The sequence below is a fragment of the Sphingobacterium faecium genome, assembly GCF_003054045.1.
GTDB classification, from domain to species: Bacteria; Bacteroidota; Bacteroidia; order Sphingobacteriales; family Sphingobacteriaceae; genus Sphingobacterium; species Sphingobacterium faecium.
The window spans coordinates 121,815-142,435 of the sequence record NZ_QBKH01000005.1 but is presented as its reverse complement, the minus strand read 5'-3'; the positions used below and the strand labels follow the sequence as shown (position 1 = coordinate 142,435).

Sequence of the window (20,621 nt, the reverse complement as noted above, 5' to 3'; positions counted from 1 at the left end):
TAAAATAGCCCATGTGAGTTTTTGATCATCAATGGATGGTGATTTATGGAAGGTACGTGTATGATTAAACGAAAATGATTTCAGGTCTGATCAGACCCGATGGTGATCTATTTTTACCATTTAAAAATGAATAATACAAGGCGACTTGAAGATCGCATTTAGCGGTATAAAATTTGGAAATTATAGTGTTCAAAAGTTTTGGTATTCTTATCTTTATGAGGCAGTAGTCATGCATTTATTAGCTTTGATTTTTAAAATGGACTGCATGCTTGTTCGGAGTGTTTAAAGATACCAAAGAATTGCAGCCGATAAGGTTAGATGTATAATGGCAAATGATATGAACTTACAGACAGAACAGACCTTTCAACAGGTCACAAACCAATTGGTTTCCATGATCGCAGGTATGGATGAGGCCTTAATTAATAAAAAACCGGCGGACGGAGGTTGGTCTCCTGGGCAGATAGTTGACCATATACGTAAATCCTATGCCTCTGCAGAAACGATGGATGGTGGATCTGAATCTGGTGATCGGTCCCCAAATGAGAAGATCGAATTAATCAAAAAGATATTTGCTGATGATACCGTCCGCATGAAATCGCCTGATGCCATTATACCAACGGAAAAACCGCTGGATAAAAACAGATTGATCGCTGGTTTAAAGAATAGAATAGAACAGATGGCGGCTATTATTCGGACAAAGGATCTTTCGGATATCTGTACAGATTATGCTATTCCACAATATGGACCTTTTACACGACTGGAATGGGCTTGGTTTAACATCTACCATACGGAGCGTCATATTCGACAGTTGGAGAGAAATTTAAACGATTAAAACTGATTATGTATGCCAACGAATGACCCAATCGGCTTTATGATAAAACCTAAACCAGCGAAAAGTGCTCCTAATCCATTGATGAAAAGTAAGAGCATGAGTAATGATGGATTAAGCTTTTTTAGTTTCAATTCTTTATTCTTAAGTGTTTAAAACAGAAAATACTCTTTTGCTAAGACCAGTATAGTTGTGGTGTTTAACAATAAACTATAAAGGCAAGAATCGCGCTATTAAAAAGACATATACAAAATTTGTAATTTACTCTTATAAAATGAATTGAATATGGAGCCCTATATGGAAGAACTACTAAAAATTGAACATGGTTTTAAGCCATTCGAAGAAGAGGCAAAAAAAATAGTAAACACACACTCCATCGCTGAGTCTAAAGAAATCGCCTTAGATCTTTTAAAGAGCAAGTTTTACCAGCTACGTTGTTGTGCAATTTTTATCTTGGGCTTTATATCGTCTAAAGATAAATCAGTGATTTTAGTATTGAAAGCATGTGCACAGCTGGACGACAGCTGGCAGGTTCAGGAGATTGTTGCAAAAGCCTTCGATCAGTTCTGTGCAGATCATGGTTACGAAAAGTCGCTCCCTGAAATTAAAGAATGGCTGAGCGATCAAAATCCAAATATTTGTAGAGCTGTAACCGAAGGCTTGAGGATTTGGACAAGCCGCGCTTACTTTAAAGAACATCCTCAGATAGCAATAGGATTGATTGCTCAGCATAAAGCAAGCGATAGCGAATATCTGCGTAAATCCGTCGGTAACTCTTTAAGGGATATCAGTAAAAAACATCAGGAATTAATTGAAAAAGAGATTTCGAATTGGAATTTAAAAAATAGCAATATTGCTTACACGTATGCGTATGTAAAAAAAAGGCATTAAGTGATTCTTTTGATTCCGCTGGTATTTACTGAGCTCCGCCACCCCAAACTCTACCCTGAGCAAGAAAGTTGGCTCAGTCCCAAAATTCCCGCACACGATCGTGAGTCTCTATTGGATCAAACCTGGCCGATCCTTATTTCGAATCCCCAATGTCTTTTTTAAAAAAAAACTAATCTTAAATGGATTTTACGAATATTTTGGTGAATTTTAATACTTTATTCTTAAGTTGAATGATTCAAATACTGAAAGCTATTGGAAGATTTTGAACATAGTTTTCAGAGCCATATTAACACGAAGACTATACTATTTAGCGGTATTGGAGATACAATCCACGACAACGTTAACGATATTGACGAAGGATGGGAAAAGCGTTCACCAATTAAAGAATACGTCAATCAGAGCGATAGATTTCTATAATGGATATACAGACAAGAATTTGTGAAATAGAGTAACAATCAGCAATTGGAAAGTTCATGCCTGGGAAGGTGTAAATAAAGTGAAAAAAAAAGCTGCATCTACCGCTTTTTTTGAATGTACAATAATTGTTAGATTTGATGTGTATCCATAGACGGTTAAAAAGAAAATGATAGAACAAAAAGACTGGGAAATGACTGACATATTTGAAAATTACCTGTCCTCAACAGGAGGACTATCGGCTGAGGAAATCAACTTTTCTGTGCAGTTCTTCAAACCAATCCACTTAAAAAAGGGTGATTTTTTTATTCGTGAGGATGAATCCTGCCGTCATATTGGATTTATCGCTAGTGGCGCTGTAAAAGCATATGCGATCGACAAAGAAGGGAAGGAAAATATAACTTGCTTCAAGTTTGAAAATGAATTTGTGACCTCATTTCCGGAGTTTGTGGCGCAGGAAAAATCCAGGAGGAGTATCAGGACTATAGAAGATAGCATAATCTATAGGATAAACTACCCGCACTACCAGCTTCTGCTTGGTCAGGTGACCGCCTGGAACGGGGTTATAAAATCGGTGATGGAGCAGGAGTATAACCAAAAGGAACGTTATCTGCTGAATTACAATAATAGGGCGGCTGTGGATAAATACCGTCATGTCCTGTCTAGTGAACCGATGCTCTTGCAGCGCATAGCGACGCAGGATCTGGCATCGTACCTAGGCATCACGCAGCGATCACTGACACGAGCGAAAGGACAAATACATAGACCCAATGTATTATAGGACAAATGTCCTTATGCAGTCCTGATCAGCGATGTAGATTTGCACAAAAAAACAATGCTACATCAAATTGCTCCCGAAGTTTTCCAGATTTCACTGATGCCACGAAACAGTATCAACTGCTATATTATCGAAGGTGTATTGGTAGACTCCGGAATACGGAGTTCGTATACTACTGTAAAGAAAGCTCTCCAGAAAACTCCCGTTTATCAACATATACTAACGCATGCGCATGCAGATCACCAAGGCTGTAGCGATCAGATATGCGCTGAGTTCGCGATACCCTTACTCTGTCATCCCAGTGAAGTTTTTAGGACCGAAACGGGTATGGTAACCAACGACTATCCAACTCCACAACATTGGATAGCAAAGCTTCAACAAAAGTACTGGGCAGGTCAGGGGCATAAAGTAGGACAGACAATTGTTGAAAACGATAGGATCGGAAACTTTCGGGTAATAGAGACGCCTGGACATTCGGCAGGTCATATTTCTTTTTTCCGTGAGCGGGATGGTGTACTGATAATCGGGGATGTTGCGACAAATATGAATCTGCTTACCACAGCGACTGGTCTGCGCCTTCCTCCAAATATATTCACCTCCGATCAGCTGCTCAATATAAAATCGCTCCAGAAGTTAGCAAAACTAAACCCTGCTATAATCTGCTTCGGTCATGGACCGATCATGCGAAATACAGATCGAAAGTTTGAGCAATTTGTGGCTAAATGCAGCGCGGTTATTTAAAGTGAAGTCTAAAGCAATTTTAGCCTACTTTAAAATATCTACAGCTTTGCTCCTGAAACGTTTTTAACGGATACTATTTATGGTGTTCAGTAAAAAGATTACTCTGTTTTCAACTGTATCTTTTGGGACTTCGATAATTTCGTAACCGTAATTTAAGTAAGTTTCCTTCATTATTGTAAAGGTCTGTACAGCCTCTTCCCAAGTTTGTTTTCGTTCACTATCTGGATGATAAATTTCTTCCCAAGGTGGAAGAATAAAAATTTTTTTATTGTAAAGTGAATTTTTCCCAATACTGTTCATTTCAGCTGAGATTTCAAGTCCTATCATATTAGCATAGCAAATTGTGTCTAAAATCCCGCGGTCAAAAAAATAAGGCTGAGGATCATGCTGTGATACAGAGCTATAACTTATCACTGCAGCATCTAACATTAAATTCGTATAACGTTCTTTGTTTTTCCAAGGAAGTCCGTCTCCGTTATTATCTAATTCTTTTTTTATTATTTCTCTGGCATTTTCATGCAAAACTTTATAATCATTTTTTGCCAATTCATTTACAAGAGTTGTCTTGCCAACACCTGGTCCCCCTGTAATTACGTAACAGTTATTCTTTCTTAAAATCATTTTTGTATAATGTTTGATATAGTTGATCCTAACTAGGTAGTGATTGCTAGGTTCAGCTGTCGGTTTGCAGATTAGCGATATTGGGTTTTATTACCAAAACTTCCTTAATAAGTACGACAGCCCTTTGAGTCTGCTTAGCAAAAGACATTTTAATAAACAACGAAATGCGCTGGAATTTGCACCTAGTGTTAAAATCAAAGTTTTTACAATACTCGAGGCTTTTAATATTCGACTCCCGGAATAAGGTACCTTGTTTTAATACTTCAGTTGCAAATATTATGTTATAAATATAACAATTTATAGCAAGAAATAAGAGTCAAATTTTTGCCTCTAAAGGCCAATTCATTAATTTCCCTGTCAATAATAAACAAAAAGAAAAGAACGCTAAAATTAGTTTTCATAATGATAACATTGAGGTTAAACAAAAATAGCTTTACAGTCAAATAAAATGTTCATTTGACAAACTGTCTGAACATCAATATGTTGATGCGAATTAGGGAATTTGACTTATAAAGATCGACGCACAGAATGACAAACATTTTATATGCGATTTCGTGCATATTTTGGTAAAACCCGCAAAAGTAATAACCCTGCTACCATTTACAAGGTTTTAGTTTTAATTGATATTGTTTCTTGTGATCCCGCTGGGATTTATTGCGACCCACATACCCCAAACGCATGTCCGCAATGAAAAAGGTCGAACCCATCCCAACGCTTATGTTCTCATCCCACTGGGTACAAAAAAAGCCTCACATTTCTGTGAAGCTTTCTTGTGATCCCGCTGGGATTCGAACCCAGGACCCATACATTAAAAGTGTATTGCTCTACCAGCTGAGCTACGGAATCCTACTCTTTTTTGAAGTTTCCTTCGTTGTTTGGAGTGATGCAAAGGTAGAAAAAACTACTATACAGTGCAAATAAAACGACTATTTAATTACAAAGGACCTTCTTGTCCTTTCATTTATAGGGAATTAATTTTTTTAAATTAGGAAATATAATCGCGATCTTCATTGCTCAATGTTGATTTTGAACTCGATATTTCCTCCATATCCATTGTCGTTGTGGGATTGACTTGAATAACTTCTGTCTTTCTTTTCTTTGGCCGTAACAGAATGCCACCTATGATGATTCCAATAAATAGGGTGATGGCTATAATTGATGACAACGCAAAAACATGCTTGCCAAAAAACCAAAACTCCACAGGAGCAGTATTCTGCATAAAAAAAATCGTTATGATCACGACTAAGATTAAAAGTATAATGGTTTTGAAATTCATTTTGCGCTTTATTTTTTGTCAAAAATAATCATTGTAGGCGATACTTTATATACTTGAGTAAGAAAGCTATTACAGAGTGATCATTTATGCCGCTAAAATTTAACTTTATTGATTTTTCATGATGTTCTATCTTTCCACATGTTGAACACGTAACGTGAAGCGAAGTAGGTCAGAAAGGAGCAGATTAGATTTGCCGCTACAGCGAGCAATGAATAATGGCTAAAGCCTTCCATTTGTCCAGTATCTAAACTTTGTCCAACGCCTTCCTTGTAATACGTAAGCGGAAATCCTATTGTAGTTAAACCATCATAAGCCATTCCATCATGATAGGAAAGCCAGCTCAGTAAGCCGAAGATCAACAGGGTCCCTAAGAAGTAATGCCATATTTTCATTGTTTACCATCATTGATTTATGTGAAATAACGTCTCAATATGAAACTGGATGAATTCTTATCGCAGCGCCCATACTTCGTTGAAAGTAACCAATTAATCTCAAACAATGAAGGAGATCGATCTCTAATTTTCTGGGAAATGCTCATAGTGATAGGATAAACCAAACAAAAACATCAACTAGTTTCCATATTTGGTATCATCAAAGTTTTTTGCAGCAATTGAACCGAAACTGTATTGTTCCAATAATTCCTCTTGTGTAATTGCTCGACGATTGACAAGGACTCTTTGTTTTAAGCTTTGGAAGTGCTGATCGATCAACTGTTTTTGTTTCTGCAATTGCTGCTTCAAATATATGGTTATAATTAATCTTATTCTCTTCGTACATAATTATTGAATTGAGAAAAATAGCCTCTTAAAAAGAGGCTATTTTTAAATGTTTGGATCGATATAGGTATATCTGAAGCATTACTTCGCATCGATATTGACCGTATTCAGTCGCAATGAGTTTAAAATTACGGATACTGAACTTAAACTCATAGCTGCTGCAGCGAGCATTGGCGATAACAATATACCAAAAGTAGGGTATAGGATACCTGCTGCAATAGGAATGCCTAAAACATTGTACAAAAAGGCGAAAAGTAAATTTTGTTTGATATTGCTCACCAATTTGTGGCTCAGTATTTTTGCTTTTACCACACCTAGCAAATCGCCTTTTAACAAGGTCACTTCAGCGCTTTCGATGGCTACATCCGTTCCCGTACCCATGGCAATACCGATATCGGATTGTGCCAAAGCGGGCGCATCATTGATCCCGTCACCAGTCATCGCCACGACCTTATTTTCTTGCTGTAATTTTTTGATCTCCATCAATTTATCCTCTGGCAATGCTTGAGCTTTAAAGTGCTTAATACCCAGCTCATCGGCTACAGCTTTGGCTGTTTTCGCATTATCACCGGTCAACATCATTACATCTACACCATGATCCATCAAATAATGGATGGCTTGTTTTGCCGTATCTTTGATTTTATCAGCGATCACTAAATACCCCAACAATGTGGTACCCTGTGCTAAATAGGAGACTGTACGACCTTTTTCCTGTTCTACGGCAACTTGTTCTTTGACTGGATCGGTGATCGTAATCCCATCATCTGTTAATAACGATTCATTTCCCAACAGCACTTTTTCATTCTGAAGATAACCGATCACACCTTTACCATTGATGGTGTCAAAACGATCGGTTTCCTGCAGAATTAATTTTGCCTCTTTAGCTTTCTTAACGACAGCTTCAGCTAAGGGATGGGAACTATTGGCATTGATAGAAGCTGCTCGTATCAACAATTCATCGGCGGTGTAGCTCGATGTGCTGAATACATGTTCTAGACTTGGTCTTCCTTCAGTTATGGTTCCTGTTTTGTCCGTAACCAAGACATTGACTTTATCTAATTTTTCCAAAGCTTCAGCATTTTTGATAAGAATACCATTTTTAGCACCTTTCCCAATACCAACCATGACCGACATGGGTGTTGCCAGACCTAATGCACAAGGACATGCAACGATTAGCACGGCTAATGCATTGGCCAATGCGAAAGCAAGTTTGGATTCGACACCATAAATCATCCAAGCTGCAAATGTTAAAATAGCTATTACGATAACAACTGGTACAAAAATGCGGGCGACTCGATCGGTCAACTTTTGAATGGGTGCTTTACTGCGGCTTGCACTGTTGACCATCTCAATAATCTGTGCCAATAAGGTATCGTCACCCACGCGGTTGGCTTTCATCAAGAATGACTGATTGCCGTTAATCGTTCCTGCACTCACATAGTCACCTTCCTTTTTGTCTACTGGAACCGGTTCTCCTGTTAACATGGACTCGTCAATGGCACTATAACCTGATGTGATCGCTCCATCAACCGGGATTTTCTCTCCTGGTTTAACGCGTAATAGTTGATTCAACTGGATGTCGGCTACTGAAATTTTCTTCTCCACACCATTTTCGACCAAATTTGCTTCGGCAGGGGATAATTTAATCAGTTCTTTGATGGCTGAATTTGTTTTTGAATGTGCTTTTGCTTCCATCAATTGACCTAAGAGGACTAAAGTCAAGATAACAGCTACCGATTCAAAATATAAGGCAACCTGTCCATGATGTCCAAGAAGTTCATCTGGAAATATCGAGGGAAAACATAGGGCAACGACACTGTATAAAAAACCGGCTCCTGCTCCTAGACCGATTAAACTGAACATATTTAAATTCCAAGTTCTGAATGATGTCCAAGCGCGTTCAAAGAACATCCATGCCGCATAAAAGACGACGGGAATAGTTAAAAACAGCTGGACCCAACCTGACATCTTTGCTGTAATAACTTGACCAATCGGATTGCCAGGGATCATTTCACCCATCGACAGAATAAATAAGGGTACGGTAAACAAGATGGCAATCCAAAGTTTTTTCCTTAAATCTTCATAAGTGTGATCTACTTCTTCTGTAGCAGCGTTGGCGACTAAATCCATACCGCAGATGGGACATGAACCGGGTTTGTCGCTTTCGACTTCTGGATGCATCGGACAGCTGTAAGTGACAGCTGCTTTCTTTTCAGGTATCTTCTCTAAATTCATCCCACATACAGGACATGATCCGGGCTTATCATATAATTTGTCACCTTCACACATCATGGGGCAATAATATTTACCAGCTGAATGCGCTGTAACCTTAGGTTTAGCTACTTTTTCATGTGTTGAACAACAAGAGGCTTGAGGATGCTTGTCTACCTGATCTTTTAACGACTCAACGGGAACGAGGAACATACCACATACTGGACAGGAGCCAGGTGCATCGTATGTGTGCTCATGTCCTTCGCAATACATGGGACAGATAAACTTGCCAGATGCTGCTGCAGATAGTGCATGAACCTGATTTTCATTTTTTTTTGACGAACAACAGGAAGCTTTTGGTGCTTCAGTCTGATTTGAGCCCTGATCTATCAATGACTCAACGGGAACTAGGAACATACCACATACTGGACAGGAGCCAGGTGCATCGTATGTATGATCATGTCCTTCGCAATACATGGGACAGATATACTTGCCAGAAGGTGAAACTGCTTTGGCTGTCGTTTGATATTCTTTCGAATGTTCTATTTGCTGATCTTCGTTATTTTCAATCGCTGTTTCATGGATTTGATAATGACCAATCTCGGATAGCTTATGATTAAGTGCTTTGATGTCAATAGCGTGTTCGCTATCAATGATGACTTCAGCAGGGTCTAAAGTAACGATCGCCTTGATCCCATGTATCTGATTGAGTTTATCCGATACATGGTTACGACATCCATTGCAAGTCATGCCTGATATTTGATATTTTTGATTCATAATCTGCTTTAAATTAACTTAAACAAATATCCCTGTTTAGATAAAATTTAAACTGTAACATTTGAGGTTTAAATTATAAGATTTTAGCAGGGAAATAAGCGTATATAAAAGGACGATGAACAATTTATAAAAAGAACAAAGAATAGGTAACTTTGTTTGTAATTGAAAATCTCCAATGAATTCAAATCATAATCAAGGAAAACGGGAGAGTACAGGGCGTACTTCTCATATTTTAAATACGTCAGCCAATTTACTTGGAATTTGTTTTTTAGTCTTAACGACAATAAAAAAGATGAAATTGACAGAAGGGAGCTTAATTGACGAATGTGCAGCCCTTGCGATATTTATATTTATGGCAAGTTGCATTATCTCTTTTATTGCGATGAAAAGAGGTGATTTAAGGGAAGTTAAAAGACTGGAGAACATCGCGGATATGATCTTTTTAACGGGTCTATTTGTACTATTTCTAGCATCTCTACTGTTGATCTTTAACTTGATCGAGTAGCATCAACTAGGAAGCATAACAGATTCTATTTTAGATTTAATAAAGATGGTTAATCAAAGACTACGCTTATGCACATGAGGAGTTTCTAATAAACTGGAATGGTTTTTATATCCTTAATCTCTAAATAGCTTAAAAAGCGCCTTAAATCAAAAGATATGTTCAGCAATGGATCTTAACGTTAGGCAGTGACTTTTGATACGGAAAGGAGATATAAACAGTATAATACAAAAAGTTTATATACTATTTATAATGCATTGCCTAATAATATTTTATGCAAATAGCATAACTTCAGGATGCTTTAATATGTTTTTGATCAAGGGCTTGGTATCGCCATCAATGACTGCCTTATAGTGGGGTTCAGGAATGAAAAGTTTGAAGGTTTTTTTCTCAATTTTAATGACAAAAATTGCCCCATGAACAATCTGTTTATCATCGATCACCATTGAAAACTCATCAACTGGCTGATTAGCAAGTTTATTCTTTTCAATTAACTTTAAAAGTTTTTCCATAGTCAAAACTACATATTCTCGTCAATATATGAGCACATATTGACGAGAATATCATTAATTTTTAGCGATTAGATCTCTTAGAGCTACTGATGCAATAGCGCCTCCAAAGGCAGCTGGAAGATAAGACATGGTGCCATAAGCCGATTTCTTATAATTGCTTCCATCGGTGTATAATAAGGATGCTTTATCTGGCAATTCTGTTGAAAATACCGCCTTGAAGCCACTTCGTATGCCGTGCTTATATAATTTTTTACGAATGTGGTGGGCAAGTTTACAATTATACGTTTCTCCGATATCTGCAATTTCTATTTTAGTAGGATCCATTTTACCACCGGCACCCATTGAACTAACAAAGCGAACTTTTCTTTCTAAGGCCTGACGGATGAAAAACAATTTTGGCGTAATGCTATCGATAGCTTCTACGGCATAATCTGGCTTGAGATCCAAGAGATCTGAAATTTTTTCTGGAAGAACAAAATCCTCGATAATAGTTAAATCCAATTCTGGATTGATAGCCAACAAGCGATCTCGCATGATCTGCGCTTTGGACATACCATGATTTGTTGCCAGTGCAGGCAATTGTCTATTTCTATTGGATGGATCAACCGTATCACCATCAATGATGGTCATTTTGCCAACTCCGCCACGACAGATAAATTCTGCTGCAAATGAACCTACACCACCCAGTCCTAAAACCATGACGTGAGAATTTGCCAATTTTTCTAAAGCTTCACGTCCCACTAATGCCTCTGTGCGTGATAGCCATGATAAGTCTTTCATATTTTATCCAAATACAAGTTGATAGTTATTAAATACGGTATTCTTTAGTTCTTCTAAAGATATTTTTTTTAATTGTGCCATATAGGCATACAATGTCCTGATATCTAGCTGTACATCGTCTGTTTCTAAAAACAGCTGATCTAGGGGTGCAGATGCGAGTGTTTCATCGTGCTTACCAGTCAATATGGAAGCTCCAAAAGAAAGATAAAATCCTTTTTTGAGCAATTGATCAGCAATTGTTTTGTTTTTGTTGAATCCGTGAAAGATACTCTTGCCTGTAAATTGTTCTGCTTTTAAGGCATATTGTACTTCTTCAAACGCACGAACGCAATGAATAATCAATGGTGTACGATAGGCTTTTGCTAATCTAATCTGCTGCTGAAATATGGATTGCTGTATGGCCAAAGGGATAGAAATTGCCTTGTCTAATCCGCATTCTCCGACAGCCACAATCTCCTTATCTTGGAGTAATTCTTCTAGGAGCGATATACCTTTACCTGGATCTTCTTCTGCGATATGCCAAGGATGTAATCCTGCGGTGACTGGTTGGAACAACCAAAGATCTTGATCACTGTTAAGCATATTGTTATACACACCAAAGAGATCTGCCTCTGGCGAGTGATGCTGATGGGTATGAATGTCAATATAAAGCTGTGCCATAATCAGGCGCAAATTTGAGAAAAATAAATGAGGATTGATAATTTTATCTACTAAAGGTGTAGATATTTATTGGATATGGGTCTCAAGTACTTTCAACATGCCATTTGCTTTTAATAAGCATTCCTGATATTCATCCTCTGCATTGGCCTGAATAGTAATGGCACCACCGGTTTGAAAGGATAAATACTTGTTTTGGGCATTATATAAAATAGTCCTAATGACGACATTGAAATCAAAATTACCATTTGGGTCAAAATAACCGATAGACCCTGCATATAGTGAACGTCGATTTGCTTCGACTTGATCGCAGATCTGCATTGCTGCTATTTTAGGTGCTCCGGTCATGGAGCCTGCTGGAAAAGTATTTTTAATGACTTCGATATCTGATACATCGGGGCTGATCTCACAGGTGATTGTTGAAATCATCTGATGGACCAGTTTGAATGTGTGGATTTCAAATAGATGGTCTGCTTTGACCGATTTTGGTACCGCACTTCTTGTTAAATCATTTCGAACCAAATCGACGATCATCACATTTTCGGCAATTTCTTTTTTCGAGTTCAACATTTCCTGTATGATCTGCTGATCTTCTTCATCTGTAAATCCGCGCTTTGCTGTTCCTTTTATGGGCTGCGAGATCAATTGTCTGTTGCGTTTTGCAAGAAACCTTTCTGGTGAAGCGGAAAGGATGTATTTGTCCTGAAACTTAAAAAAAGCAGCAAAAGGTGTGGGGGAGATCCGATTTAATTTTTCAAATGCTGCCAAAGGATTGAGCTGTACATGCTCGGCATAAAATTCCTGACAGAGATTGACTTCATATATATCACCTCGTTGAATATGATCTTGCATGGTGTGAAATGCTGCAAGGTATTCTTCCTTCGTCCATCTGGTCTGTACCTGACCATCAAAACCGACCACTTCATTTTTTAATTCCAGAGCTAGAATCGCTCGAAAGATTTCATCAGGCTTTTCGGCGATGATCCATACTGTATTTTCGATGATTTTGATCGTAATAGCTGGGATGAAGAAATAGGCCAATGGAAATTCCAATCGATCGACGTGATGGGTTTGGAGTTCCTCAATTTCATTTTTCAGGTCGTAAGAAAGAAAACCTGGTATATAAGTATGGGGATGATCTGAAATGAATTGTTGAACCTCACGGAGGCTGTGTTGGTCGGTAGAGGTATACTGTGCAGTCGCTTGAACAGCAATTAAACAGTCAAATGCACTCCATTGATCCATATGTTCGTTAGAATGGAGGTAGGCTACTTCATCAAATTGCGCTGCCCATTGCAGCGCTTTTTGATGAAAATTATGCTTTGAATCTATAACAAAATTGTCTTCGACCCGCATTAACTATTTAGTCAATTTTAATGTTTGTTTACGATCTGGTCCTACTGATAAGAACGTGATAGGCACTTCTAATGCTTTCTCTAGATACGTAATGTAGTTTTGCAATGCTGTTGGGATTTCGCTTTCTTGCGTAATTCCTGTTAAATCTTGATTCCATCCATCGATTTCTTCTAAAATAGGCTCAGCCTCGTTTGTGATGATTTCGTATGGCATATAATCGATTACTTTGCCTTCATGTCTGTAGTGTGTACACACTTGGATTTTTTCGAATGTATCCAATACATCAGCTTTCATCATGATCAATTCGGTCACACCGTTTAACATGATAGCATATTTTAATGCAGGAATATCAATCCAACCTGTACGACGAGCGCGACCTGTAGTGGCACCAAATTCATGTCCTAATTGACGTAAATTTTCACCTACTTCATCATGTAGTTCTGTTGGGAATGGACCTCCACCTACACGTGTTGCATAAGCTTTGAAGATACCATATACGGCACCAATTTTATTTGGAGCGATACCTAGACCTGTACATGCACCTGCTGTCGTTGTATTGGACGATGTTACAAATGGATATGATCCAAAATCTACATCTAACAAGGTACCTTGAGCGCCTTCAGCTAATACTTTTTTGCCATCCTTTAAGTATTGATTTACTAAATGCTCAGAATCAACATGAGGAATTGTTTTAATGAATTCGATCGCTGCTAAGAAAGCCTCTTCTTTTTCAGAAAAATCAGGGATTTCACCGTAATGTGCTAAAATAGAAAGGTGTTTTTCTCTCAATTTTTCATAACGTTCTTTGAAATCTGCTAATGTAGTATCACCCACACGTAGGCCATTACGACCTGTTTTATCCATATAGGTAGGACCGATACCTTTTAATGTCGAACCAATTTTGCCTTCACCCATTTTAGATTCTGAAGCAGCATCTAATAATTGGTGTGTAGGAAGAATTAAATGCGCTTTGCGAGCTAACACTAAATTTCCTTTTCCCACTGGATCAAATCCAGCAGTTTTCAAATTGTCTAGTTCTCTCTTTAAAATAATCGGGTCGATAACAACACCATTTCCGATTAGGTTAAGAATTCCTTCATTGAAGATACCTGAAGGTATCGTGTTTAAAACGAATTTTTTGTTATCAAACTCCAATGTGTGTCCGGCGTTAGGGCCGCCTTGGAAACGAGCAATTAAATCGTATTGTGGACAAAATACATCAACGATTTTACCTTTACCTTCGTCTCCCCATTGTAAGCCCAAAAGCACATCAACTTGCATAGCTTTTAAAGTATTGTGATTAAGAATTTATGTTAATTTTTTGAATTATCTAAAAACAAAATGTTCAGAAAAATGAGCAAATCATTTTCTGAACAAATGTACTATTATATTTTACCAATCCTCAGATTAATTTGAAATAACCTCTTTTTTAGCTTTTGCAGCAGCAATACTTTGCTGACACTCATTGCAAACACCGTAAAGATTTAGGGAGTGATGTTTAATATCAAATTTCAATAGGTCACCCATGAGGCTTTGAATCTGGTTAATACGGGGGTCGCAAAACTCAACTACTTTATTGCACTCGATACAGATAACGTGATCGTGTTGTTTAAATCCATAAGATTTTTCAAATTGTGCCATATTACGGCCAAATTGATGTTTTGTGACCAAATCACAGGAAACTAATAATTCTAATGTGTTGTAAACAGTAGCACGGCTAACTCGATATTTTTTATTCTTCATGTGGATATACAATGACTCGACATCAAAGTGGTCCGTGCGGGAATAAATTTCTTCTAAAATAGCATATCGCTCTGGAGTTTTTCTTAGGTTTTTATTTTCTAAGTAAGCTTCAAAGATCTTTTTTACTGTTGCGTAATTTTCAGCTGCGTTCATATTAATCAATAAGATTCTTTACAAATTTACCAATTTTGATTCAATTATCGTAAGATAAAAAAAATGTGATATTAAACTGATGTTAACTTTCAGATTCATAACGCGAAACAGTTGTAATGCCCTGTACTTGTTTAAGTGTTTTCATGAGACTTTCCAATTGTGCAATATCATTGACAAAGACCATAATGTTGCCCTCAAATATCCCTTCATTACTGGTGATACTGAGTGAACGAATGTTGACGTTGAACTCTTGTGAAATCACGGTGGTCAGTTTATTGACCAAACCCACATCATCTATACCTACAATACGCAATCCGGTTAAGAAGGATACATCATTTTTTGAGGTCCATCTGGCTTTCATAATCCGATAACCATAATTTGCCATCAGTTTAGACGCATTTGGACAACTTGTACGGTGTATTTTGATGCCATCATTGACCGTTAAAAATCCGAATACATCGTCTCCTGGTATGGGATTGCAACAAGGGGCTAGTGTATAATCGATCTGCTGTAAGTCATCACCAATTAATAGGGTGTCTTGATCTTTTTTGTTAAATTTCTCGACTAATCCACCAATATGGTTATTGAATTGCGTGTTTTGTGTACTTAAGGTAGCGTCATTATTTTTTTCATGTGCCACAAACTCGCGTAACTGTTTCATATCGACCAACCCTTTGGCAACATTATAAAACAGATCTTGGGAACTGGAGAATTTTAGAAAATTAGCAATCTTATTAATATTGTCCGTATTGTACGTGATTTTTAATGTTTTCAGCTTGCGTTCTAAAATTTCTTTTCCATCTTCGGCTACACGACGTCTTTCTTCTTTCAGTGAAGAGCGGATCTTTGATTTTGCTTTGGCAGTAACGACAAAATTCAACCAGTCTTCTTTTGGAGTCTGTTTGCTTGAGGTGATGATCTCGACTTGATCACCATTTTGCAGCACATGGCTCAGCGGTACTAATTTATGGTTGACTTTGGCTCCGATACAGGTTGCTCCGATATCGGAATGGATCTCAAATGCAAAATCTAATGCTGTCGCCTCATGCGGAAGCTGAATTAAAGCTCCTTTTGGGGTAAAAATAAAGATTTCATCCGAAAATAGATTCATCTTGAAGTCATCGACAAAATCCAAGGCATTTTGCTCCGGATTGCTTAAGACATCTCTAATTTTTTTGATCCATTGATCCAATCCGCTATCTGAATTTGATTCTTTGTATTTCCAGTGTGCTGCAAAACCTTTTTCCGCAATTTCATTCATGCGACTGGTTCTGATTTGTACTTCAACCCATTGTCCTCGTGGACCCATAACGGTTGTATGCAAGGATTCATAGCCATTTCCTTTTGGAGAAGAAACCCAATCGCGCAAACGATCTGGATTTGGACGATAGAGATCCGTGACAATAGAATATACTTTCCAACATTCCGTTTTTTCTCGTTCATCATCTGTATCGATCACAATTCGAATGGCAAATAAATCATAAACCTCTTCAAAAGGAATTGATTTTTTACGCATTTTGCTCCAAATCGAATGGATAGATTTGGGTCTGCCAAAAATCTGTGCCGAGATTCCTTGTTCTTTTAGTATTTCTTGTACAGGCTCAATAAAGTCTGCAATGAATTTTTCCCTTTCCGCCTTTTTTTCATTGAGCTTGCGCGCGATAAACTTATAGGTATCTGGATCGGTAAACTTCATGGAGAGATCTTCGAGCTCGGACTTAATGGCATATAAGCCTAAGCGATGGGCGAGTGGCGCATATAAGTAGCTGGTCTCGGAAGCGATTTTAAGCTGCTTGTCGCGAGCCATAAATTCCATGGTCCGCATGTTGTGCAGGCGATCGGCGAGTTTGATCAAAATGACTCGAACATCATCGGCCAATGTCAACAGCATCTTACGGAAATTTTCCGCTTGCATAGAACTATTGGGGTCAAAAATTCCTGAAATTTTTGTCAGTCCATCAATAATACGACGTACTTTTTTACCAAACATTTGCTCGATTTCATCAAGGGTAATGTTGGTATCTTCAACCACATCGTGTAATAAGGCACATACAATCGAGGTAGTCCCTAAGCCAATTTCTTCTGCAGCTATTTGAGCTACAGCAATTGGATGGAAAATATAAGGCTCGCCAGATTTTCGACGCATTTCTTTGTGGCTATCCAGAGCAAGATCAAAAGCTTTTCTGATCATCTGCTTGTCGCCTCGTTGCATCGTTGGTTTACATGCGCGTAGTAATGCTCTGTATCTTTTACGTATTTCTTTATTTTCTGCTTCTATATCAATCACATAATCTTTCATAAACTTGCAGTTGCATTATGATTTTAAAAATACATTTCTTAAATTAGTTAATGTTAATTTAATGGAATAAGTAGTAAACCAAATTTATTTTTATTAAATGTAATAATTTTTTAATACTATTGACAAAAAAAGACAATTTTTAAATTGTAATGATCAAAATAAACTTACGCTGGATGCTTTTTTTGCTTTTCTCCATTCCAATTTTGGGGATGGCTCAAGCACTGACAGTACCTCTTTACGGGGAGGGGGAGCAGGAAGTTCTGGAAGAGTACAACATGACCACTCTAGAAACTGGTGAGCGATTGCCTTGGTTTTTAATTCCTGAGGTCAAAATATCCAAACCGCGGATATGGACTTCGGAAGATGCTAAAAAAGAGTATTTGAGATTAAGAAGAAATGTACTAAGAGTATTACCTTATGCCATATTCGCTCAAAAAAGATACGATCAATTGGATCGCGAGCTGGCTTTGGAGACCGACAAAAAGCAACAAAAGAAATTAATTGAAAATTGTGAAAATGAAGTGAAAGCCATGTTTAATAAAGAAATTAAAAACATGAGTATTACACAAGGGAAAATTTTAATTAAACTCATTGATAGACAGACTGGCCACTCCAGTTATGAAATGGTTAAACAGATGAAGGGCGGACTGACTGCATTTTTATATCAGGGGGTAGCTAAAATATTTGGACATAATCTCAAAAATACCTACGATCCTAGAGAGGATTTTGAAATTGAAAATATCATCAGAGAATTTCAAAAAACAAGACGGGATCCGCGCTATTTTTAATAGAAAGGAATAATTTATGAAGACAGTTTATGATTTTGGAGCCTTACAGTTCAATGGTCAAGAAAAATCATTAGCTGATTACAAAGGAAAAGTGTTGTTAATCGTCAATACGGCGAGTCAATGTGTATTTACCCGACAATTTAAATCTTTAGAAAAACTTTACCAAACTTATAAAAATGAGGGGTTTGAAATCTTGGCTTTTCCATCGAATAACTTTGGAAAACAGGAACCATTGACCGGCTATACGTTAGAAACTTTTTGTAGAATCAACCAACAAGTCAGTTTTCCAATCTTTAAACGATCGCATGTATGTGGAGAATACACATCGCCTCTATATAGATATTTAGCCCATAAGGATGAAAATGGACGTATAGAAAGTAAACCGCTATGGAATTTTCATAAATACCTCATCAATAAAAAAGGAGAAGTGGTTGACTACTTTTATCCAACGACTTCACCGAACGCTTCTAAAGTGAAAAAACGTGTCGAACAATTACTATCGGAAGAGTAAGATCAAAAGAGTAGAAACAACAAAATGTTTAGTACTTTTGCCTACATTTAGTTGGTTAAACATTTAAAATAAACTCCCATGATAAAACTTGATTTATTAGTAATTGCTGTGCATCCGGATGACGCGGAATTGGGCGCTGGAGGAACGATAGCAAAATATGTAGCAGCGGGTAAAAAAGTAGGAATTGTAGACTTAACTAGGGGCGAACTGGGTACTCGTGGTACTGCTGAAACCAGAGATCGTGAAGCGAATGATGCGGCAGCAATCTTAGGATTGACTGTTAGAGATAATTTAGCACTGCGTGATGGCTTTTTTAATAATAGTGAGGAGGATAAATTAGCTGTGATTCGTGCTATCCGGCAATATCAACCTGAAATCATCATTACTAATGCAATTACAGATCGCCATCCAGATCATGGAAGATCGGGACATATGGTTTCTGAAGCTTGCTTTTTATCGGGATTACGAAAGATAGAAACCTCCTATGATGGTGTTTTGCAGGAAGCTCATCGTCCTCGATTGGTATTGCAGATGATACAGGATTATTATATCAAACCGGATATCGTCATAGATATTACTGATTTTTATGATATTAAGGAAAAATCGATTTTGGCGTATAAGACACAGTTTTATACCGGTGAAGAACATGATTCGGATGAACCTCAGACTTATATTTCTAATCCCGATTTTATGGAATCTACCGCAGCTCGGGCTCGGGAGTTTGGACGCTCGATACAGGTGAAATATGCTGAAGGATTTACGGCGAAAAAAATATTAGGTGTAGATGATATATTTCATCTGATTTAATTTAAAATAATCAAATAAAAGCCGTTTCTTTATCATATTAGGAAACGGCTTTTGCTTTTACAGCATTTTTACATGAAAAATCAAAAATTCTCGCTACAAGATCGAATAAAAAGTTTTACTTATGCTTTCAACGGGTTTAAAATCTTACTGATCGACGAGCATAATGCGCGTATACATCTTGTTGCAACTGTAGTGACGGTGATCGCTGGATTTTATTTCGATATTTCTAAAGTAGAATGGATGATTGTTTTACTGTGTATTGGTGCTGTTTTTGCTTTGGAAATCATCAATTCGGCGATTGAAAATTTAGCAGATTTGGTGTGTCAAGAGAAAAATGAATATGTTAAAAAAGCAAAAGATCTAGCAGCTGCAGCCGTATTGACCGCTGCTTTTGTTTCTGCTATAATAGCGCTGATCATTTTTATCCCTAAAATAATGATGTTATGGTTTTAATTAGAGCTTACGAGTTAAAAGATCGGGAGATCGTATTGAGTGTCATGCAAGAAAATATTCCAACTTATTTTGCTCAAGATGAGCAAGAGGACTTGAAGTATTACTTGGATTTTGAGATTGAGCAATACTTTGTTTTGGAAGCAGATGGTCAGATAGTGGCATGTGGTGGTATCAACCTGGAATTGGAGGAAAGAAGGGGGGTGATCAGTTGGGATATTGTTCGTCCTGCTGAACAGGGTAAAGGCCATGGACGAAAATTATTGGAACACCGCATTGCAATTTTAAAAAGCATGCCAGATATCGATCGGATAACGGTACGCACGTCTCAGTTGACGTATTTATTTTATCAAAGAAATGGTTTTGTTTTAAACCAGATCGTAAAGGACTATTGGGCGAAAGATTTTGATCTTTATAGCATGGAATTGAGTTCTTAGTCCATCAGATTAAAAACAATAGATACCAATATAAAGATAGGAAGGATCAAAGCAGCGATAACATTGAACTTGAATTTTGCAATTTCATGCTTTCGATATAAGAAAAAAGATTCTGCAAGTAGGTAGATCATCCAAATCAGATAAAATATACCCATAAAAAATAAAATAACACCAATATCTCCTGTACCACAACGGCGACGAGGATCGAGTTGTGCCATCGCAATAGGGATAGCTATAAATAGCAATATGATTAATGCTAAAATCCGAATAACAACATGTTTGATCATATTATCCTTTTGTTGTTAATACATA

At 37.5% G+C, this 20,621-nt stretch carries 23 protein-coding genes and 1 tRNA gene; 10 read left to right on the top strand and 14 right to left on the bottom strand.

The features are described from left to right. Window positions 1-337: 337 nt before the first annotated feature. The 4 genes from C8N37_RS14705 to C8N37_RS14690 all read left to right on the top strand — a co-directional run bounded on the left by C8N37_RS14705 (window position 338) and on the right by C8N37_RS14690 (window position 3,653). Window positions 338-832, top strand: coding sequence for a DinB family protein (locus C8N37_RS14705; protein WP_170114534.1), 495 nt, complete (start codon window positions 338-340; stop codon window positions 830-832). 294 nt (window positions 833-1,126) lie between these two features. Then, the gene (locus C8N37_RS14700) at window positions 1,127-1,720 is read left to right on the top strand and encodes a DNA alkylation repair protein (RefSeq protein ID WP_244914436.1); all 594 of its coding nucleotides are present in this window, start codon (window positions 1,127-1,129) and stop codon (window positions 1,718-1,720) included. A gap of 583 nt (window positions 1,721-2,303) precedes the next feature. After that, window positions 2,304-2,915, top strand: coding sequence for a Crp/Fnr family transcriptional regulator (locus C8N37_RS14695; protein ID WP_211322267.1), 612 nt, complete (start codon window positions 2,304-2,306; stop codon window positions 2,913-2,915). 54 nt (window positions 2,916-2,969) lie between these two features. Further along, the gene (locus C8N37_RS14690; protein ID WP_108159597.1) at window positions 2,970-3,653 is read left to right on the top strand and encodes an MBL fold metallo-hydrolase; all 684 of its coding nucleotides are present in this window, start codon (window positions 2,970-2,972) and stop codon (window positions 3,651-3,653) included. Between the two features lie 63 nt (window positions 3,654-3,716). Here C8N37_RS14690 and C8N37_RS14685 read toward each other — a convergent pair whose 3' ends face one another. The 6 genes from C8N37_RS14685 to C8N37_RS14665 all read right to left on the bottom strand — a co-directional run bounded on the left by C8N37_RS14685 (window position 3,717) and on the right by C8N37_RS14665 (window position 9,314). After that, window positions 3,717-4,274, bottom strand: a complete 558-nt coding sequence (locus C8N37_RS14685; RefSeq protein WP_108159596.1) for an AAA family ATPase — start codon at window positions 4,272-4,274, stop codon at window positions 3,717-3,719. A gap of 773 nt (window positions 4,275-5,047) precedes the next feature. After that, a tRNA-Lys gene (locus C8N37_RS14680) sits at window positions 5,048-5,120 on the bottom strand. Between the two features lie 139 nt (window positions 5,121-5,259). Beyond that, on the bottom strand, window positions 5,260-5,550 hold the full coding sequence (locus tag C8N37_RS14675) for a DUF1049 domain-containing protein (protein WP_108159595.1): 291 nt from the start codon (window positions 5,548-5,550) through the stop codon (window positions 5,260-5,262). A 116-nt stretch (window positions 5,551-5,666) separates the two neighbouring features. Then, the gene (locus C8N37_RS22830; protein WP_147051546.1) at window positions 5,667-5,909 is read right to left on the bottom strand and encodes a hypothetical protein; all 243 of its coding nucleotides are present in this window, start codon (window positions 5,907-5,909) and stop codon (window positions 5,667-5,669) included. 210 nt (window positions 5,910-6,119) lie between these two features. After that, complete coding sequence (locus C8N37_RS22825; protein WP_170114533.1) at window positions 6,120-6,290, bottom strand: hypothetical protein; 171 nt, start codon at window positions 6,288-6,290, stop codon at window positions 6,120-6,122. 117 nt (window positions 6,291-6,407) lie between these two features. Beyond that, window positions 6,408-9,314, bottom strand: a complete 2,907-nt coding sequence (locus C8N37_RS14665) for a heavy metal translocating P-type ATPase (RefSeq protein WP_108159593.1) — start codon at window positions 9,312-9,314, stop codon at window positions 6,408-6,410. Window positions 9,315-9,489: 175 nt separating this feature from the next. On the opposite strand from C8N37_RS14665, the gene C8N37_RS14660 reads away from it, so the two are divergent. Then, on the top strand, window positions 9,490-9,819 hold the full coding sequence (locus C8N37_RS14660; protein ID WP_108159592.1) for a hypothetical protein: 330 nt from the start codon (window positions 9,490-9,492) through the stop codon (window positions 9,817-9,819). 269 nt (window positions 9,820-10,088) lie between these two features. Here C8N37_RS14660 and C8N37_RS14655 read toward each other — a convergent pair whose 3' ends face one another. From C8N37_RS14655 to C8N37_RS14625, 7 genes are all read right to left on the bottom strand, one after another. Beyond that, window positions 10,089-10,328: a hypothetical protein gene (locus C8N37_RS14655; RefSeq protein ID WP_108159591.1), complete on the bottom strand. Its 240-nt coding sequence runs from the start codon at window positions 10,326-10,328 to the stop codon at window positions 10,089-10,091. Window positions 10,329-10,382: 54 nt separating this feature from the next. Next, window positions 10,383-11,108, bottom strand: coding sequence for a tRNA threonylcarbamoyladenosine dehydratase (locus C8N37_RS14650; RefSeq protein ID WP_094772126.1), 726 nt, complete (start codon window positions 11,106-11,108; stop codon window positions 10,383-10,385). A gap of 3 nt (window positions 11,109-11,111) precedes the next feature. Continuing rightward, window positions 11,112-11,768, bottom strand: a complete 657-nt coding sequence (locus C8N37_RS14645; protein ID WP_108159590.1) for a TatD family hydrolase — start codon at window positions 11,766-11,768, stop codon at window positions 11,112-11,114. A gap of 66 nt (window positions 11,769-11,834) precedes the next feature. Next, entirely contained in the window at window positions 11,835-13,121 is a 1,287-nt protein-coding gene (locus tag C8N37_RS14640) for an anthranilate synthase component I family protein (RefSeq protein ID WP_108159589.1), read from the bottom strand. Window positions 13,122-13,124: 3 nt separating this feature from the next. After that, window positions 13,125-14,402 carry an adenylosuccinate synthase gene (locus tag C8N37_RS14635; protein ID WP_045754789.1) on the bottom strand — a complete coding sequence of 426 codons (1,278 nt, stop codon included), beginning with the start codon at window positions 14,400-14,402 and terminating at the stop codon, window positions 13,125-13,127. Window positions 14,403-14,528: 126 nt separating this feature from the next. Then, window positions 14,529-15,017, bottom strand: coding sequence for a Fur family transcriptional regulator (locus tag C8N37_RS14630; RefSeq protein WP_108159588.1), 489 nt, complete (start codon window positions 15,015-15,017; stop codon window positions 14,529-14,531). 82 nt (window positions 15,018-15,099) lie between these two features. After that, window positions 15,100-17,316 (bottom strand): RelA/SpoT family protein, encoded by a 2,217-nt coding sequence (locus tag C8N37_RS14625; RefSeq protein WP_108159587.1) that lies wholly within the window; start codon window positions 17,314-17,316, stop codon window positions 15,100-15,102. 173 nt (window positions 17,317-17,489) lie between these two features. Here C8N37_RS14625 and C8N37_RS14620 point away from each other — a divergent pair, with 173 nt between their 5' ends. From C8N37_RS14620 to C8N37_RS14600, 5 genes are all read left to right on the top strand, one after another. Beyond that, the gene (locus C8N37_RS14620) at window positions 17,490-18,104 is read left to right on the top strand and encodes a DUF4294 domain-containing protein (protein ID WP_228115915.1); all 615 of its coding nucleotides are present in this window, start codon (window positions 17,490-17,492) and stop codon (window positions 18,102-18,104) included. Between the two features lie 16 nt (window positions 18,105-18,120). Continuing rightward, a complete protein-coding gene (locus tag C8N37_RS14615; RefSeq protein WP_108159585.1) occupies window positions 18,121-18,615 on the top strand; it encodes a glutathione peroxidase in 495 nt (164 codons plus the stop codon). 81 nt (window positions 18,616-18,696) lie between these two features. Next, on the top strand, window positions 18,697-19,422 hold the full coding sequence (bshB1, locus tag C8N37_RS14610) for a bacillithiol biosynthesis deacetylase BshB1 (RefSeq protein WP_108159903.1): 726 nt from the start codon (window positions 18,697-18,699) through the stop codon (window positions 19,420-19,422). Between the two features lie 72 nt (window positions 19,423-19,494). Then, window positions 19,495-19,875 carry a diacylglycerol kinase family protein gene (locus C8N37_RS14605; RefSeq protein WP_108159584.1) on the top strand — a complete coding sequence of 127 codons (381 nt, stop codon included), beginning with the start codon at window positions 19,495-19,497 and terminating at the stop codon, window positions 19,873-19,875. Next, window positions 19,866-20,309, top strand: a complete 444-nt coding sequence (locus C8N37_RS14600) for a GNAT family N-acetyltransferase (protein WP_108159583.1) — start codon at window positions 19,866-19,868, stop codon at window positions 20,307-20,309. The genes C8N37_RS14605 and C8N37_RS14600 overlap by 10 nt, the downstream gene beginning before the upstream one ends. On the opposite strand, the gene C8N37_RS14595 is transcribed toward C8N37_RS14600, so the two are convergent. Next, a complete protein-coding gene (locus tag C8N37_RS14595) occupies window positions 20,306-20,596 on the bottom strand; it encodes a hypothetical protein (protein ID WP_108159582.1) in 291 nt (96 codons plus the stop codon). The two genes, C8N37_RS14600 and C8N37_RS14595, sit on opposite strands and share 4 nt — an antisense overlap. Window positions 20,597-20,621 lie beyond the last annotated feature (25 nt).